14 protein-coding genes are annotated in these 14,476 nt (G+C 71.9%); 11 read left to right on the top strand and 3 right to left on the bottom strand.

What is annotated here, in order from left to right; all coding sequences use genetic code 11:
- Nucleotides 1-69 precede the first annotated feature (69 nt).
- The 4 genes from ispG to IE267_RS19240 all read left to right on the top strand — a co-directional run bounded on the left by ispG (nucleotide 70) and on the right by IE267_RS19240 (nucleotide 4,864).
- Nucleotides 70-1,227, top strand: a complete 1,158-nt coding sequence (ispG, locus tag IE267_RS19255; protein WP_161250400.1) for a flavodoxin-dependent (E)-4-hydroxy-3-methylbut-2-enyl-diphosphate synthase — start codon at nucleotides 70-72, stop codon at nucleotides 1,225-1,227.
- 444 nt (nucleotides 1,228-1,671) lie between these two features.
- Nucleotides 1,672-2,517: a GNAT family N-acetyltransferase gene (locus IE267_RS19250; RefSeq protein ID WP_229861329.1), complete on the top strand. Its 846-nt coding sequence runs from the start codon at nucleotides 1,672-1,674 to the stop codon at nucleotides 2,515-2,517.
- Between the two features lie 15 nt (nucleotides 2,518-2,532).
- Nucleotides 2,533-3,090 (top strand): GNAT family N-acetyltransferase, encoded by a 558-nt coding sequence (locus IE267_RS19245; protein WP_189764081.1) that lies wholly within the window; start codon nucleotides 2,533-2,535, stop codon nucleotides 3,088-3,090.
- Nucleotides 3,091-3,163: 73 nt separating this feature from the next.
- The gene (locus IE267_RS19240; RefSeq protein ID WP_161250396.1) at nucleotides 3,164-4,864 is read left to right on the top strand and encodes a proline--tRNA ligase; all 1,701 of its coding nucleotides are present in this window, start codon (nucleotides 3,164-3,166) and stop codon (nucleotides 4,862-4,864) included.
- A 305-nt stretch (nucleotides 4,865-5,169) separates the two neighbouring features.
- Here IE267_RS19240 and IE267_RS19235 read toward each other — a convergent pair whose 3' ends face one another.
- Genes IE267_RS19235 through IE267_RS19225 form a run of 3 tightly spaced genes read right to left on the bottom strand, consistent with a single transcriptional unit; the run spans nucleotide 5,170 to nucleotide 7,024 of the window.
- Nucleotides 5,170-6,069, bottom strand: coding sequence for an aminoglycoside phosphotransferase family protein (locus IE267_RS19235; protein WP_189764080.1), 900 nt, complete (start codon nucleotides 6,067-6,069; stop codon nucleotides 5,170-5,172).
- A 38-nt stretch (nucleotides 6,070-6,107) separates the two neighbouring features.
- Nucleotides 6,108-6,554 (bottom strand): ferritin-like domain-containing protein, encoded by a 447-nt coding sequence (locus IE267_RS19230; protein ID WP_167152898.1) that lies wholly within the window; start codon nucleotides 6,552-6,554, stop codon nucleotides 6,108-6,110.
- A complete protein-coding gene (locus IE267_RS19225) occupies nucleotides 6,554-7,024 on the bottom strand; it encodes a hypothetical protein (RefSeq protein ID WP_229861328.1) in 471 nt (156 codons plus the stop codon). The genes IE267_RS19230 and IE267_RS19225 overlap by 1 nt, the downstream gene beginning before the upstream one ends.
- Before the next feature lie 235 nt (nucleotides 7,025-7,259).
- On the opposite strand from IE267_RS19225, the gene rimP reads away from it, so the two are divergent.
- The 7 genes from rimP to truB all read left to right on the top strand — a co-directional run bounded on the left by rimP (nucleotide 7,260) and on the right by truB (nucleotide 14,356).
- Complete coding sequence (rimP, locus tag IE267_RS19220) at nucleotides 7,260-7,817, top strand: ribosome maturation factor RimP (RefSeq protein ID WP_167152896.1); 558 nt, start codon at nucleotides 7,260-7,262, stop codon at nucleotides 7,815-7,817.
- A gap of 2 nt (nucleotides 7,818-7,819) precedes the next feature.
- Complete coding sequence (nusA, locus tag IE267_RS19215; protein WP_167152895.1) at nucleotides 7,820-8,809, top strand: transcription termination factor NusA; 990 nt, start codon at nucleotides 7,820-7,822, stop codon at nucleotides 8,807-8,809.
- 116 nt (nucleotides 8,810-8,925) lie between these two features.
- A complete protein-coding gene (locus IE267_RS19210) occupies nucleotides 8,926-9,204 on the top strand; it encodes a YlxR family protein (RefSeq protein WP_161256098.1) in 279 nt (92 codons plus the stop codon).
- A 148-nt stretch (nucleotides 9,205-9,352) separates the two neighbouring features.
- Complete coding sequence (gene infB / locus IE267_RS19205) at nucleotides 9,353-12,502, top strand: translation initiation factor IF-2 (protein ID WP_189764078.1); 3,150 nt, start codon at nucleotides 9,353-9,355, stop codon at nucleotides 12,500-12,502.
- Between the two features lie 180 nt (nucleotides 12,503-12,682).
- Nucleotides 12,683-12,976 carry a DUF503 domain-containing protein gene (locus tag IE267_RS19200; RefSeq protein WP_161248660.1) on the top strand — a complete coding sequence of 98 codons (294 nt, stop codon included), beginning with the start codon at nucleotides 12,683-12,685 and terminating at the stop codon, nucleotides 12,974-12,976.
- 34 nt (nucleotides 12,977-13,010) lie between these two features.
- Nucleotides 13,011-13,454, top strand: coding sequence for a 30S ribosome-binding factor RbfA (rbfA, locus tag IE267_RS19195; protein WP_100578009.1), 444 nt, complete (start codon nucleotides 13,011-13,013; stop codon nucleotides 13,452-13,454).
- A complete protein-coding gene (gene truB / locus IE267_RS19190) occupies nucleotides 13,451-14,356 on the top strand; it encodes a tRNA pseudouridine(55) synthase TruB (RefSeq protein WP_189764077.1) in 906 nt (301 codons plus the stop codon). Before rbfA ends, truB begins: the two co-directional genes overlap by 4 nt.
- Nucleotides 14,357-14,476 lie beyond the last annotated feature (120 nt).

Raw genomic sequence — 14,476 nt, 5'->3', positions numbered from 1 at the left:
GACGTAACCTCGAAGGCTGGAGCCCGCCGATCTCGGGACCTTGATCCACACCTTGGGGTTGCACAGCAGATGACTGCGATTTCACTGGGAATGCCGTCCGTACCGACCAAGCTGGCCGAGCGTCGCAAGAGCCGTCAGATCCAGGTCGGTTCCGTGGCGGTCGGCGGGGACGCACCCGTCTCGGTGCAGTCCATGACCACGACGAGGACGTCGGACATCGGTGCGACGTTGCAGCAGATCGCCGAGTTGACGGCGTCGGGCTGCCAGATCGTCCGTGTCGCCTGCCCCACGCAGGACGACGCGGACGCGCTCGCCACGATCGCGCGGAAGTCGCAGATCCCGGTGATCGCCGACATCCACTTCCAGCCGAAGTACGTGTTCGCGGCGATCGACGCGGGATGTGCGGCGGTGCGCGTGAACCCGGGCAACATCAAGCAGTTCGACGACAAGGTCAAGGAGATCGCGCAGGCGGCGAAGGACGCCGGCACGCCGATCCGGATCGGCGTCAACGCGGGCTCGCTGGACGCGCGGCTGCTGAAGAAGTACGGCAAGGCGACGCCGGAGGCGCTCGTCGAGTCCGCGCTGTGGGAGGCCTCCCTCTTCGAGGAGCACGGCTTCCGTGACATCAAGATCTCGGTCAAGCACAACGACCCGGTCGTGATGGTCAACGCCTACCGTCAGCTGGCCGCGCAGAGCGACTACCCGCTGCACCTCGGCGTGACCGAGGCGGGCCCGGCGTTCCAGGGCACGATCAAGTCCGCCGTCGCCTTCGGCGCGTTGCTCGCGGAGGGCATCGGCGACACGATCCGCGTCTCCCTTTCGGCCCCGCCGGCCGAGGAGATCAAGGTGGGCATCCAGATCCTGGAGGCCCTGAACCTGCGCCAGCGCCGCCTGGAGATCGTGTCCTGCCCCTCCTGCGGGCGGGCCCAGGTGGACGTCTACAAGCTGGCCGAGGAGGTCACGGCGGGCCTTGAGGGCATGGAGGTTCCGCTGCGGGTCGCGGTCATGGGCTGCGTCGTGAACGGGCCCGGCGAGGCGCGTGAGGCCGACCTGGGCGTCGCCTCGGGCAACGGCAAGGGCCAGATCTTCGTCAAGGGCGAGGTCATCAAGACGGTGCCGGAGTCGAAGATCGTGGAGACGCTCATCGACGAGGCGATGAAGATCGCGGAGCAGATGGAGCGGGACGGGGTCGCCTCGGGCGAGCCCCAGATCTCGGTGGCCGGCTGATCCGTCCCGGCCGGGGCGGCCCGGGGTGCGCCGGGGCTCCGCCCCGGGCCCCGGGTTTTGCCCCGCCCGCCCCTTCCCGCAACCCTCCGGGGGTGTGAGTGGGGATGGTTGGGCTTCCGGGTTGCTTCCGGGGCTGCGCCCCCGGGCCCCCTTTTTTTCGGCTGCGGACCGTGGGTGGCTGGTCGCGCAGTTCCCCGCGCCCCTAAAGGCCCGGTGCCGGCCCGCACCGGAGCATTTCAGCCCGCCGGGCTGATTGGTGCGGGCCCGTGCAGGCATCCCCAGCTCGTCATGGGGGTCCCCCCTGGCCCTAGAGGCCTCGGGGGAGATTGAGGGCCAGCGCCCTTGAGGCGCGAACGGGGCCCGGGGCGGAGCCCCAGGAAAGCGGGGGGACCGGGGCGGCGGGTACAGTGCGGAGATCAGCAGCCCGTCCCGTGAGGCCCCCTCGTGTTGATGCAGACCACCACCCGGGTCCTCGAACCCGGCGACCTCGGCGCGGCGCTCGCCATCCTGGAGAGCGAGCCGGTCGCCAACGCGTTCGTGACGTCCCGCGTACAGATCGCCGGCCTCGACCCCTGGCGCCTCGGCGGCGAGATGTGGGGCTGGTACGCGGACGGCCGGCTCCGCTCCCTGTGCTACTCCGGCGCCAATCTCGTACCGATCTGCGCCACCCCCGAGGCGGTACGTTCCTTCGCCGACCGGGCCCGCCGCACCGGCCGCCGCTGCTCCTCGATCGTCGGCCCCGCCGAACCCACCGCCCGGCTGTGGGGGCTGCTCGAACCGCACTGGGGCCCGGCCCGTGACGTACGCCCGCACCAGCCCCTGATGGTCGCCGAGCGGATGCCCGACGACATCGCCCCGGACCCGTACGTCCGCCGCATCCGCAAGGACGAGATGGACGTGATCATGCCGGCCTGCGTCGCCATGTTCACCGAGGAGGTCGGGGTCTCCCCGATGGCCGGTGACGGCGGCCTGCTCTACCAGGCCCGGGTCGCCGAACTCGTCGGCTCCGGGCGGTCGTTCGCCCGCATCGAGGACGGCAAGGTCGTCTTCAAGGCCGAGATCGGCGCCGCCACCAACCAGGCCTGCCAGATCCAGGGCGTCTGGGTCGCCCCCGAACACCGCGGCAAGGGCCTGTCGGCCACCGGCATGGCGGCCGTCCTGCGGTACGCGCTCGCGGACGTCGCGCCGGTCGTGAGCCTGTACGTGAACGACTTCAACGCCCCCGCCCGCGCCTGTTACCGCCGGGTCGGTTTCCGTGAGACCGGAGCATTCATGAGCGTGCTGTTCTGAGGTTAGGGTGCGCCCATGGCTCCTGACTCTGAGGTACTGGTCGGCCCGCTCGACCTCGCGGCCCGCGTGGACGAGGCGCTCGCCGTGCAGGCGGTCGCCTTCGGACTGGGCGCCGAAGAGGTGGGGGTCCGCCGCCACATCGTGCTCCGCCACCTCACCTACCCCGGCGCCAGGGCGCTCGGCGCCACCACCGCCGACGGGCGCCTGGCGGGCTTCGTCTACGGGATGCCCAACGACCGGGCGCACTGGTGGTCCACGGTCGTCGAGCCGTATCTGCGCAACAAGGGCACCGAGCACTGGCTCGACGACTCCTTCGTGATCACCGAGCTGCACGTCCACCCCGCCTTCCAGGGCCGGGGCCTGGGCCGGGCGCTGATCACCACCATCACCGACAGCGCGACCGAACCCCGCTCGATCCTCTCCGCGATCGACACCGAGAGCCCGGCCCGGGCCCTCTACCGCACGCTCGGCTACGCGGACCTGGCCGGTCAGGTCCAATTCCCGAGCGCGGCACGGCCGTACGTCGTGATGGGCGCCCCCCTCCCGCTGCTGCGGAGCGGACCTCCTCGGTAATCGGATTTCCGCGCACTCGGGCGGCCCGGCTAACCTCCAGGCATCACCCCGTGCACGTACAGGAGAGAAATCCATGGCAGCCGCCCAGGTTCAGCGCATGTCCCGTCTGATGGCCAAGACACTGCGCGACGACCCGGCGGACGCCGAGACGCTCAGCCACAAGCTCCTGGTGCGCGCCGGTTACGTGCGCCGCAACGCCGCCGGCATCTGGACCTGGCTGCCGCTGGGCAAGAAGGTCCTGGACAACATCTCCACCGTCGTGCGCGAGGAGATGGACGCCATCGGCGCCCAGGAGGTCCTGCTCCCTGCGCTGCTGCCCAAGGAGGCGTACGAGGCCAGCGGCCGCTGGGACGAGTACGGCGACCTGCTGTTCCGCCTCAAGGACCGCAAGGGCGGCGAGTACCTGCTCGGCCCGACGCACGAAGAGATCTTCACGCAGACGGTCAAGGACCAGTGCACGTCCTACAAGGACCTGCCGGTGATGCTCTACCAGATCCAGACCAAGTACCGCGACGAGGCCCGTCCGCGCTCCGGCGTGCTGCGCGGCCGCGAGTTCCAGATGAAGGACTCGTACTCCTTCGACACCACCGACGAGGGTCTCGCCGAGTCGTACGCGCTGCACCGCGCCGCCTACCAGAAGATCTTCGCGCGCCTGGGTCTCGACTACCGCATCGTGTCCGCCGTGTCCGGCGCCATGGGCGGCTCCGCGTCCGAGGAGTTCCTGGCCCCGGCCGCGGCCGGTGAGGACACCTTCGTCGACTGCCCGGCCTGCGACTACGCGGCCAACACCGAGGCCGTGACCTTCGTGGCCGCCCCCGTCGACGGCTCCGCGCACGGGCCCGTCGAGGAGATCGACACCCCCGACACCCCCACCATCGAGACCCTGGCCGCCCACCTCGGCGTCCCGGCCTCGGCCACCCTGAAGAACCTCCTCGTCAAGGTCGACGGCGAGATCGTCGCCGTCGGCGTGCCCGGCGACCGCGAGGTGGACCTCGGCAAGCTCGGCGAGCACCTGGCGCCCGCGGTCGTGGAGCTCGTGACGGCCGAGGACTTCGCCGACCGCCCCGACCTGGTGCGCGGCTATGTCGGCCCGCAGGGCCTGGAGAAGGTCCGCTACATCGCCGACCCGCGCGTCGCCCCCGGCACCGCCTGGGTCACCGGCGCCAACAAGCCCGACACCCACGCCCGCAACGTGGTCTGCGGCCGTGACTTCGAGGTCGACGACCACCTCGACGTCGTCGTGGTCGAGGAGGGCGACCCCTGCCCGTCCTGCGGCGCCGGCCTCAAGCTGGACCGCGCGATCGAGATCGGCCACATCTTCCAGCTCGGCCGCAAGTACGCCGACACCTTCCAGCTCGACGTCCTCGGCAAGGAGGGCAAGCCGGTCCGGGTCACGATGGGCTCGTACGGGATCGGCGTCTCCCGCGCGGTGGCGGCCCTCGCCGAGCAGACCGCCGACGACAAGGGCCTGTGCTGGCCCGCCGAGATCGCCCCGGCCGACGTGCACGTCGTCGCCGCGGGCAAGGCCGTCCAGACCGAGGCCGCGCTCGACGCCGCGGAGCAGCTGCGCGCCGCCGGTCTTCGGGTGCTGGTCGACGACCGCGCCGGTGTCTCGCCCGGCGTGAAGTTCACCGACGCCGAGCTGATCGGGGTGCCGCAGATCCTGGTGGCCGGTCGCCGGGTCGCCGAGGGCGTCTTCGAGCTGAAGGACCGCCGCAGCGGCGAGCGTGAGGAGCTGCCGCTGGCCGAGGCGATCGCCCGCCTCACGGCCTGACGGCCTGGTCTTTCCCCACCCCGCCCCTTCCCGCAACCCTCCGGGGTTGAAGGGACCCTGGGGGCTCTGCCCCCAGACCCCGTTCGCGCCTGAACGGCGCTCGTCCTCAAACGCCGGACGGGCTGAAATGCCCTGGTGCCGGCCGGCACCAGGGCATTGAGGGGCGCGGGGAACTGCGCGACCAGCCACGCACGGTCCGCACCCGACGAACTCTCCCCCCGAGGGTTGCGGGAAGGGGCGGGGTGGGGGCTCTCCCGGGGTGTGGGGCGGAGCCCCAGGGTCGTTTCAACCCAGGGGGCGCGGGGCTACAGCCAGCCCGCGAATTCGAGCAGGAGCTCCGCGTCGCGGTGGCGGCCCGCGGCCCCCGCCCGCAGTCCGGATTCCACCGCACGGAACAGCGTCCAGCCGTGCAGCCGCTCGGGGTCCACGTCGAGCGAGTCGGCGAGCTTCTTCACGCGGCGCCGGGCAGCCGACGCCCCGCTCGGTGCGGCGATCAGGTCCTCGACCCGGTCGCGCACCAACCGCGCGAGGTCGTAGGCGCGTTCACCCACCAGCGGTTCCGGACCGACCGTCAGCCACGGTGCCCGCTCGCCCGAAAGCACCTTGCTCTGGCGGAAGTTGCCGTGCAGCAGCATCAACTCCGACGCGGACGAGGCGAGTTCGTCGCGGGCCGCCAGCGCGGCCGTCACCAGCGGGGCGAACTCCCCGCTCTCCGCACCCCGCATCGGGACGCTCTGGCGCTCGGTGCGCTCGGCCACCGACTCGAAACCGTGGCCGCCCGGCGGCTCGACCCACAGCCGCCGTACCGTCCCGGCCGCTTCGAGCAGTGCCTTCGCCTCGGGCAGCGAGCGCAGCGACACCTCGGGGTGCAGCCGCTCCAGGAGCAGCGCGTCGTCCGGCGCGTCCTCCTCCATCAACTGGGCCGCGCCCCAGCCGTTCCAGTGCGCGAGCGCCGCACGCTCCAGGTCGGGGCGGGCGAAGGGAGGGGCGACCTTGAGGGCGGCCGGGGCGCCGTCCGGCCGGCGTACGAGGGCGACCAGGCTGGACCGCCCGCCCGGCGCCTGCACCCGGTCGACGGCGAGGCCGCGCCGGGCCGCCGACTCCTCGGCCACCTCCGGCAGCCGGCCGAGCCAGGGCCCGGCCAGCGCGTCCCCGTACGTCTCGCCGAGCGCGCGGACCAGCCGCTCAGGCGGTTCGAAAGCCATGCGTGTATTGCCCCTTGCTCAGGTCTGGCCGGTGGAACTCAGGTACCGGCCGGTGGAACGGGTGCGCTCGGGCGTTCCGCGAGCCCAGGAAAGGCTACGCTGCCGCCCCGCCAGCGCACGGCCCGCACCGCCGCCTCCCGCAGGGCCGCGGCCGCCTCCTGGCGCAGCGGCCCCGCGGCGGACCGGACGAGGTCGGAGTACACCCCGGCGACCCGGTCCTCCAGCTCCGCCGCGAGGCGCACCGCCGCGCCCGCGTCCGGCACCGCGAACGGCAGCGCGTAGGCCGCGGCGGCCGCCACCGGCGATCCGCCCAGGTCGCGCACCGTACGGGCCAGCAGATCGCGGCGGGAGCGGTGCCCGGTGAGGGCGTCGCGGGCCTCGGGAACGCGGGCTTCGGCGAGCCTGCCCCCGAGCACCCCGTACCCGTAGACCGCCGCGTGCTCGGCGGCGAGCGCGGCCTGTGCCGCGTCCAGGGGCTCGGCCATCACGCACCCCCGCCGAGGAGGTAGGCGTGCCCGGCGCCGGAAGCGGCCACCGAGGCGAGGAGCCGGGCCAGCTCCGGCGGGGCGGTGGCCACGGCCGCCAACTGGGCGTCGGAGGTGCGGCGTTCGGCGTCCGCGAGCTGCTTGACGGCGTCGTCGGCGTCGGCCGGGACGGAGGAGACCGAAGGCGGCCGGGTGGCCGTCGGGCCCGGCGTGGCCGCCGGGGGAGCGGCGAGCGCCCTGTCGTGCTGGGCGGACTGGTCGCGCAGCGGGGCGAGCCGGTCCCGCAGCGACGGATGCATCGCGAGGACCGCGTCGTACTGCGCGACCAGGGCCCGGCTCGCCGCCGAGGTCCGCTCGCGCAGCTCCGCCTCCGCCCGCTTCGCCGTCTCGCGCGCCTCGGCCGCCGAGCCCTGCCCGCCGGCCGCGTCCGAGCAGCCGGCCAGCAGTCCCGCGGCCGCCGCTCCCGTCACGGCCAGCACACGCCTTCGCGTGGTCCCCGGGTGCCCCACGTGTCACTCCCCTGTGTGCGGTCCGCCGGTGACCGAGTGATCACCGCAGGCGAGCGTACCCGCGGGCCCCGGCCGTGGACGGCAACACCCTCCCGGACCGGATACCCTTTGATCTGAACGGCGGCGGTCCACACGACGGCCGCCGTACGCGACGACGACCCCCCACAACAGCAGACGCGGCCGAGGAGTCACCCGGATGAGCACGACCCAGAGCGACAGGCTGCGCGGTCTTCTTGAACCGCTCGTCAGCGCGAAGGATCTGGACCTCGAGGAGATCGAGGTGTCCCGGGCGGGCCGCCGGCGCGTGCTGCGGATCGTGGTCGACTCCGACGAGGGCGTCGAGCTGGACGCCTGCGCCGAGCTGAGCCGGGCCGCATCCGAGCTGCTCGACGAGAGCGACGCGATGGGCGAGGACGAGTACGTCCTCGAAGTGACGTCGCCGGGCGCCGAGCGCCCGCTCACCGAACTGCGCCACTACCGGCGGGCCACCGGCCGGCTCGCCCGGCTCCAGCTGCACGACGGCGGCGAAGTGGTCGCACGGATCATCGAGGCCGACGAAGAAGGCATCGACACCGAGATCCCGGGTGTGAAGGGGCGCAAGCCCACCGCCCGCAGGATCGCCTTCGCCGAGATCGCCAAGGCGCGGGTCGAGATCGAGTTCAGCCGCAAGGACGGAAAGAACGAGATCACGCAAGGCAGCCAGGACAACAGGGACGACATCCTGAACGACATTCAGAACGAAGAGGAGGCGTAGCCGTGGACATCGACATGAGTGCCCTGCGGGGTCTGGTCCGGGAGAAGGAGATCTCCTTCGACCTGCTGGTCGAGGCGATCGAGTCGGCGCTCCTCATCGCCTACCACCGCACCGAGGGCAGCTTCCGGCGTGCGCGCGTGAAGCTCGACCGTGAGAACGGTCATGTCACGGTGTGGGCGAAGGAAGACCCGGCCGACCTCGAAGAGGGCCAGGAGGCCAAGGAGTTCGACGACACCCCGTCGGACTTCGGGCGGATCGCGGCGAGCACCGCCAAGCAGGTCATCCTGCAGCGCCTGCGCGACGCGGAGGACGACATCACCTTCGGCGAGTTCGCCGGCCGTGAGGGCGACGTCATCACCGGCGTCGTCCAGCAGGGCAAGGACCCGAAGAACGTCCTGGTCGACATCGGCAAGATGGAGGCCATGCTGCCGGTGCAGGAGCAGGTCCCGGGCGAGGAGTACACGCACGGGCTGCGCCTTCGTACGTACGTCGTACGGGTGGCGAAGGGCGTGCGCGGGCCGTCGGTGACGCTGTCGCGCACCCACCCCAACCTGGTGAAGAAGCTCTTCGCCCTGGAGGTCCCGGAGATCGCCGACGGTTCGGTGGAGATCTCCGCGATCGCCCGCGAGGCGGGTCACCGCACCAAGATCGCGGTGCGCTCCACGCGCAGCGGCCTCAACGCCAAGGGCGCCTGCATCGGCCCGATGGGCGGCCGGGTGCGCAACGTCATGGCCGAGCTGCACGGCGAGAAGATCGACATCGTCGACTGGTCGGACGACCCGGCCGAGATGGTGGCCAACGCGCTGTCCCCGGCCCGGGTCTCCAAGGTCGAGGTCGTGGACCTCGCGGCCCGCTCCGCCCGGGTGACCGTGCCGGACTACCAGCTCTCCCTCGCCATCGGCAAGGAGGGCCAGAACGCCCGGCTCGCCGCCCGCCTCACCGGCTGGCGCATCGACATCCGCCCGGACACCGAGCAGCCCGACCAGGACTGACGGGAATAAGAAGTGGCCCTGCCCCGGTTCACCGGGGCAGGGTGAGCTTTCTGGACAACAACCGTTCGATTTTTGCCCCGAAGGGGTGAGGTCGGTGCGGGGAGGTAGACTTAAACGTGTCTGGCCGGACGCACGCCCGCGCCTGCCCTGAGCGAACCTGCGTGGGATGCCGGGAGCGAGCGGCCAAGAGCGATCTGCTGCGCATCGTGGCGATCGAGGGTGCTTGCGCCCCTGATCCTCGCGGTACGCTGCCCGGCCGGGGTGCGTATGTACACCCCGCCTCGGTCTGTCTCGACCAGGCGGTCCGCCGCCGGGCGTTCTCCAGGGCCTTCCGGGCCAAGGAAGCGCTCGACACCGCGGACGTGCGGAAGTACGTCGAGCAGGCAGCAACGTAAGAAGAAGTACGGCACGGAATCCCGTGCGGTCAGGTACCTCGCGAGTTGGAAGTAGGTCGAGATTGCGATGAGCACTCGATGAGTACGCGATGAGTACGCCCATGAAGTAGCGACGGTCCGGCGGTAACCCGGACCTAAAAGGAGCGAAGTGGCTAAGGTCCGGGTATACGAACTCGCCAAGGAGTTCGGGGTGGAGAGCAAGGTCGTCATGGCCAAGCTCCAAGAACTCGGTGAATTCGTCCGTTCGGCGTCCTCGACGATCGAGGCGCCGGTTGTACGCAAGTTGACTGACGCACTGCAGGGGCCCGGCGGCAACGCCGGCAAGTCCGCTGCGAAGCCCGGCGCGCCCCGCAAGGCCGCGCCCTCGAAGCCCGCAGCGCCCTCCCCGGCCGCCGCGGCACGTCCCGCTGCCCCGAAGCCCGGCGCTCCGGCCCCCAAGCCGGCTCCCGCCGCGCCTGCGGCCCCGGCTGCCCCCGCGGCCCCGGCGAGCAGCACCCCCGCTCCGGCGGCCTCCCCGGCTCCGGCCGCCTCGGGCCCCCGCCCGGGTCCGAAGCCCGCCCCGGCCAAGCCGGCCCCGGTCACCCCGGTGCCCGCCGCCGAGTTCTCGGCTCCGGCTCCGGCCCAGCCCGCGGCGCCCCAGGCCCCGCGTCCCGCCGGCGCCACCCCCGGCCCGCGTCCCGCCCGTCCGGCCCCGGCCGGTCAGCGTGACGGCGGCCAGCGCGACGGTGGCCAGCGCGACGGTGGCCGTGGCGGCGACCGTCCGGCCCGCCCCGCGGGTCAGGGTGCTCCCCGTCCGGGCGGCGCCCGTCCGGCCGGTCCGCGCCCCGGCAACAACCCCTTCACCTCGGGTGGCTCCACCGGAATGGCGCGCCCGCAGGCGCCCCGTCCCGGCGGCGGCGCCCCGCGTCCCGGCGGTGCCGGTGCCCCCGGTGGCGCCCCGCGTCCGCAGGGCGGCCCCGGCGGCGCTCCGCGTCCGCAGGGTCAGGGCGGTGCCCGTCCGAGCCCGGGCGGCATGCCCCGTCCGCAGGGCGGCGCACGTCCCGGTCCCGGCGGACCTGGTGGTGCTCCCGGCGGTAACCGTCCCAACCCCGGCATGATGCCGCAGCGTCCCGCTGCGAGCCCGCGTCCCGGCGGCGGCCCCGGTGGCCGTGGTCCCGGCGGCCCCGGTGGCCGTCCGGGCGGCGGTGCCGGTCGTCCCGGTGGTGGCGGCGGCTTCGCCGGCCGTCCGGCCGGTCCCGGTGGCGGCGGTCGTCCCGGTGGCGGCGGCTTCGGCGGCCCCCGTCCGGGTGGCGGCGCTCCCGGTGGTGGCGGCGGCTTCGGCGGTCGTCCCGGCTTCCAGGGCCGTCCCGGTGGCCCGGGTGCCCGTGGTGGCACGCAGGGTGCCTTCGGCCGTCCCGGCGGGCCCGCCCGTCGTGGTCGCAAGTCGAAGCGTCAGAGGCGCCAGGAGTACGAGGCCATGCAGGCCCCGTCGGTGGGCGGCGTCATGCTGCCTCGCGGCAACGGACAGTCCGTCCGTCTGTCGCGCGGTGCTTCGCTGACCGACTTCGCCGAGAAGATCGGCGCCAACCCGGCGTCGCTCGTCGGCGTGATGATGAACCTCGGCGAGATGGTCACCGCCACGCAGTCGGTCTCGGACGAGACGCTGAAGCTGCTCGCGGACGAGATGAACTTCATCCTCGAGATCGTCAGCCCCGAGGAGGAGGACCGCGAGCTGCTCGAGTCCTTCGACATCGAGTTCGGTGAGGACGAGGGTGGCGAGGAACTGCTCGTCGCGCGTCCGCCGGTCGTGACCGTCATGGGTCACGTCGACCACGGTAAGACCCGCCTTCTGGACGCGATCCGCAAGACGAACGTCGTTGCGGGCGAGGCCGGTGGCATCACGCAGCACATCGGTGCGTACCAGGTCGCCACCGAGGTCAACGGCGAAGACCGCAAGATCACCTTCATCGACACCCCGGGTCACGAGGCGTTCACCGCCATGCGTGCCCGTGGTGCGAAGTCCACCGACATCGCGATCCTCGTGGTGGCGGCGAACGACGGTGTGATGCCCCAGACGATCGAGGCGCTGAACCACGCCAAGGCGGCCGACGTGCCGATCGTGGTCGCGGTCAACAAGATCGACGTCGAGGGTGCGGACCCGACGAAGGTGCGCGGTCAGCTCACCGAGTTCGGTCTGGTGGCCGAGGAGTACGGCGGCGACACGATGTTCGTCGACATCTCCGCCAAGCAGGGCCTCAACATCGAGTCCCTCCTGGAGGCCGTCGTCCTCACCGCCGACGCCTCGCTCGACCTGCGGGCCAACCCGGAGCAGGACGCGCAGGGTATTGCGATCGAGTCCCACCTGGACAAGGGACGCGGCGCCGTGGCGACCGTCCTGGTCCAGCGAGGCACCCTGCGGGTCGGCGACACCATGGTGGTCGGCGACGCGTACGGCCGAGTCCGCGCGATGCTCGACGACAAGGGCGAGAACGTGGAAGAGGCGGGTCCCTCGACCCCGGTCCTCGTCCTCGGTCTCACCAACGTCCCGGGTGCCGGCGACAACTTCCTGGTCGTCGACGAGGACCGTACGGCCCGTCAGATCGCCGAGAAGCGTGCCGCCCGTGAGCGCAACGTCCGCTTCGCCCGCAAGGGTGTGCGGTTCTCCCTGGAGAACCTGGACGAGGCCCTCAAGGCCGGTCTGGTGCAGGAACTCAACCTCATCATCAAGGGCGACGCGTCCGGTTCGGTGGAGGCTCTCGAGTCCTCGCTGCTCCAGCTCGACGTCGGCGACGAGGTCGACATCCGCGTCCTGCACCGCGGTGTGGGTGCGGTCACCGAGTCGGACATCAACCTGGCGACCGGCTCCGACGCCATCGTCATCGGCTTCAACGTCCGCGCCGCGGGCCGCGCGGCGCAGATGGCGGACCGCGAAGGCGTCGACGTCCGGTACTACTCGGTCATCTACCAGGCGATCGAAGAGATCGAAGCGGCCCTCAAGGGCATGCTCAAGCCGGAGTACGAAGAGGTCGAGCTCGGCACGGCGGAGATCCGCGAGATCTTCCGCTCGTCCAAGCTGGGCAACATCGCCGGTGTCCTGGTCCGGTCGGGCGAGGTCAAGCGCAACACCAAGGCGCGCCTGCTGCGCGATGGCAAGGTCATCGCGGAGAACCTCAACATCTCCGGTCTGCGCCGCTTCAAGGACGACGTCACCGAGATCCGCGAAGGCTTCGAGGGCGGTATCAACCTCGGAAACTTCAACGACATCAAGATCGACGACGTCATCGCGACGTACGAGATGCGCGAGAAGCCGCGCGGCTAGTCCGTGCAGCCGATCCGTACCCCTGGAGGCGCGGCCTCCTGAGGAACGCGAAGTCGGGGCCGATCGGCGGGAAGATTATTTCCGTCGATCGGCCCCGGCCGTTCCGGTACGGTTCTAGATGTCCCTGCCAAGACTTTGGCCGGGTCCTCTAACCCGTACCGGCGGGACATCCGGACATACATGTATGTGGGGACACTGTCCTTCGACCTGCTCCTCGGCGACGTACGGTCGCTGAAGGAGAAACGCTCCGTCGTCCGGCCGATCGTCGCCGAGCTCCAGCGCAAGTTCGCGGTGAGCGCGGCCGAGGTCGGTGACCAGGATCTGCATCGCAGGGCCGAGATCGGCCTCGCGGTGGTGTCCGGGGAGACGGGGCACCTCACAGACGTACTCGACCGGTGCGAGCGGCTCGTCGCCGGCCGGCCCGAGGTGGAACTGCTCTCGGTGAGACGCAGGCTCCACAGCGACGAAGACTGAAACACTGAGCAAGGCTTGAGAAGGAGAAGGACCAGTGGCCGACAACGCGCGGGCGAAGAAGCTGGCGGACCTCATCCGGGAGGTGGTGGCCGAGAAGCTGCTGCGTGGCGTCAAGGACCCGCGCCTCGGAACGCACGTCACCATCACGGACACCCGGGTCACCGGCGACCTGCGGGAGGCCACGGTCTTCTACACGGTGTACGGGGACGACGAGGACCGGGCCGCCGCCGCGGCCGGCCTGGAGAGCGCCAAGGGCATCCTGCGCTCCGCGGTCGGCTCCGCCGCCGGCACCAAGTTCACGCCCACCCTGACGTTCATCGCGGACGCGCTCCCCGAGAACGCCAAGACCATCGAGGACCTCCTCGACAAGGCACGGGCCTCCGACGCGGCGGTGCGCGAGGTGTCCTCGGGCGCCCAGTTCGCCGGTGACGCCGACCCGTACAAGAAGCCCGGCGACGAGGACGACGCCTCCGCATGAGCACCGCAGCAAAGACGCCCGACGGCCTTGTCATTGTCGACAAGCCGTCGGGCTTCACTTCGCACGACGTCGTGGCCAAGATGCGCGGCATCGCCAAGACCCGCCGGGTGGGCCACGCCGGCACCCTCGACCCGATGGCGACCGGGGTGCTCGTCCTGGGCGTCGAGCGGGCCACCAAGCTCCTGGGCCACCTCGCCCTCACCGAGAAGGAGTACCTCGGTACGATCCGGCTCGGCCAGGACACCGTCACCGACGACGCCGAGGGCGAGATCACCTCGTCCACCGACGCCTCCAAGGTGACCCGCGAGGGCATCGACGCGGGCGTCGCCGAGCTGACCGGCGCCATCATGCAGGTGCCGTCCAAGGTCTCCGCCATCAAGATCGACGGCAAGCGGTCCTACGCGCGGGTGCGCGGCGGCGAGGAGTTCGAGATCCCGGCCCGCCCGGTGACCGTGTCCTCCTTCCGCGTCTACGACGTCCGCGAGGCCGTCGCCGAGGACGGCACCCCCGTCGTCGACCTGGTCGTGTCCGTCGTCTGCTCCTCGGGCACCTACATCCGCGCGCTCGCCCGTGACCTCGGGGCCTCCCTCGGCGTCGGCGGCCACCTCACCGCGCTGCGCCGCACCCGCGTCGGCCCCTACGGCCTGGACGCGGCCCGCACCCTGGACCAGCTCCAGGAGTCGCTCACCGTGATGCCGGTGGCGACGGCCGCGGCCGCCGCCTTCGCCCGCTGGGACGTCGACGCGCGCCGCGGCTCGCTGCTGCTCAACGGCGTACGCCTGGACATGCCGGACGAGTACGAGAACGGGAAGCCGGTCGGCGTCTTCGGGCCCGAGGGCACCTTCCTCGCCCTCGTCGAGAGCCAGAAGGGCAAGGCCAAGAGCCTCGCCGTGTTCGGCTGAGCCCGCCGTCGGGGAGCGGGCCGGCCCCACCGCCGCCGAGCGGGGCGCCCATCGTGGAGTGGGCGGGCCGGCCCGCCCACTCCACGATCCCCCTCGTCCGGGGTCTATCCGCACCGCCCG

The organism is Streptomyces xanthochromogenes (assembly GCF_014650455.1).
GTDB classification, from domain to species: Bacteria; Actinomycetota; Actinomycetes; order Streptomycetales; family Streptomycetaceae; genus Streptomyces; species Streptomyces xanthochromogenes.
This window is presented reverse-complemented; position numbering and strand designations above follow the sequence as displayed.

Excerpts from the sequence above, each read along its gene's own strand:
- IE267_RS19235 (WP_189764080.1), bottom strand. The coding sequence starts at position 6,069 with ATGGCTTTCGAACCGCCTGAGCGGCTGGTCCGCGCGCTCGGCGAGACG.
- IE267_RS19245 (WP_189764081.1), top strand. The coding sequence starts at position 2,533 with ATGGCTCCTGACTCTGAGGTACTGGTCGGCCCGCTCGACCTCGCGGCC.
- ispG (WP_161250400.1), top strand. The coding sequence starts at position 70 with ATGACTGCGATTTCACTGGGAATGCCGTCCGTACCGACCAAGCTGGCC.
- IE267_RS19200 (WP_161248660.1), top strand. The coding sequence starts at position 12,683 with ATGTATGTGGGGACACTGTCCTTCGACCTGCTCCTCGGCGACGTACGG.
- IE267_RS19240 (WP_161250396.1), top strand. The coding sequence starts at position 3,164 with ATGGCAGCCGCCCAGGTTCAGCGCATGTCCCGTCTGATGGCCAAGACA.
- truB (WP_189764077.1), top strand. The coding sequence starts at position 13,451 with ATGAGCACCGCAGCAAAGACGCCCGACGGCCTTGTCATTGTCGACAAG.
- rimP (WP_167152896.1), top strand. The coding sequence starts at position 7,260 with ATGAGCACGACCCAGAGCGACAGGCTGCGCGGTCTTCTTGAACCGCTC.
- IE267_RS19230 (WP_167152898.1), bottom strand. The coding sequence starts at position 6,554 with ATGGCCGAGCCCCTGGACGCGGCACAGGCCGCGCTCGCCGCCGAGCAC.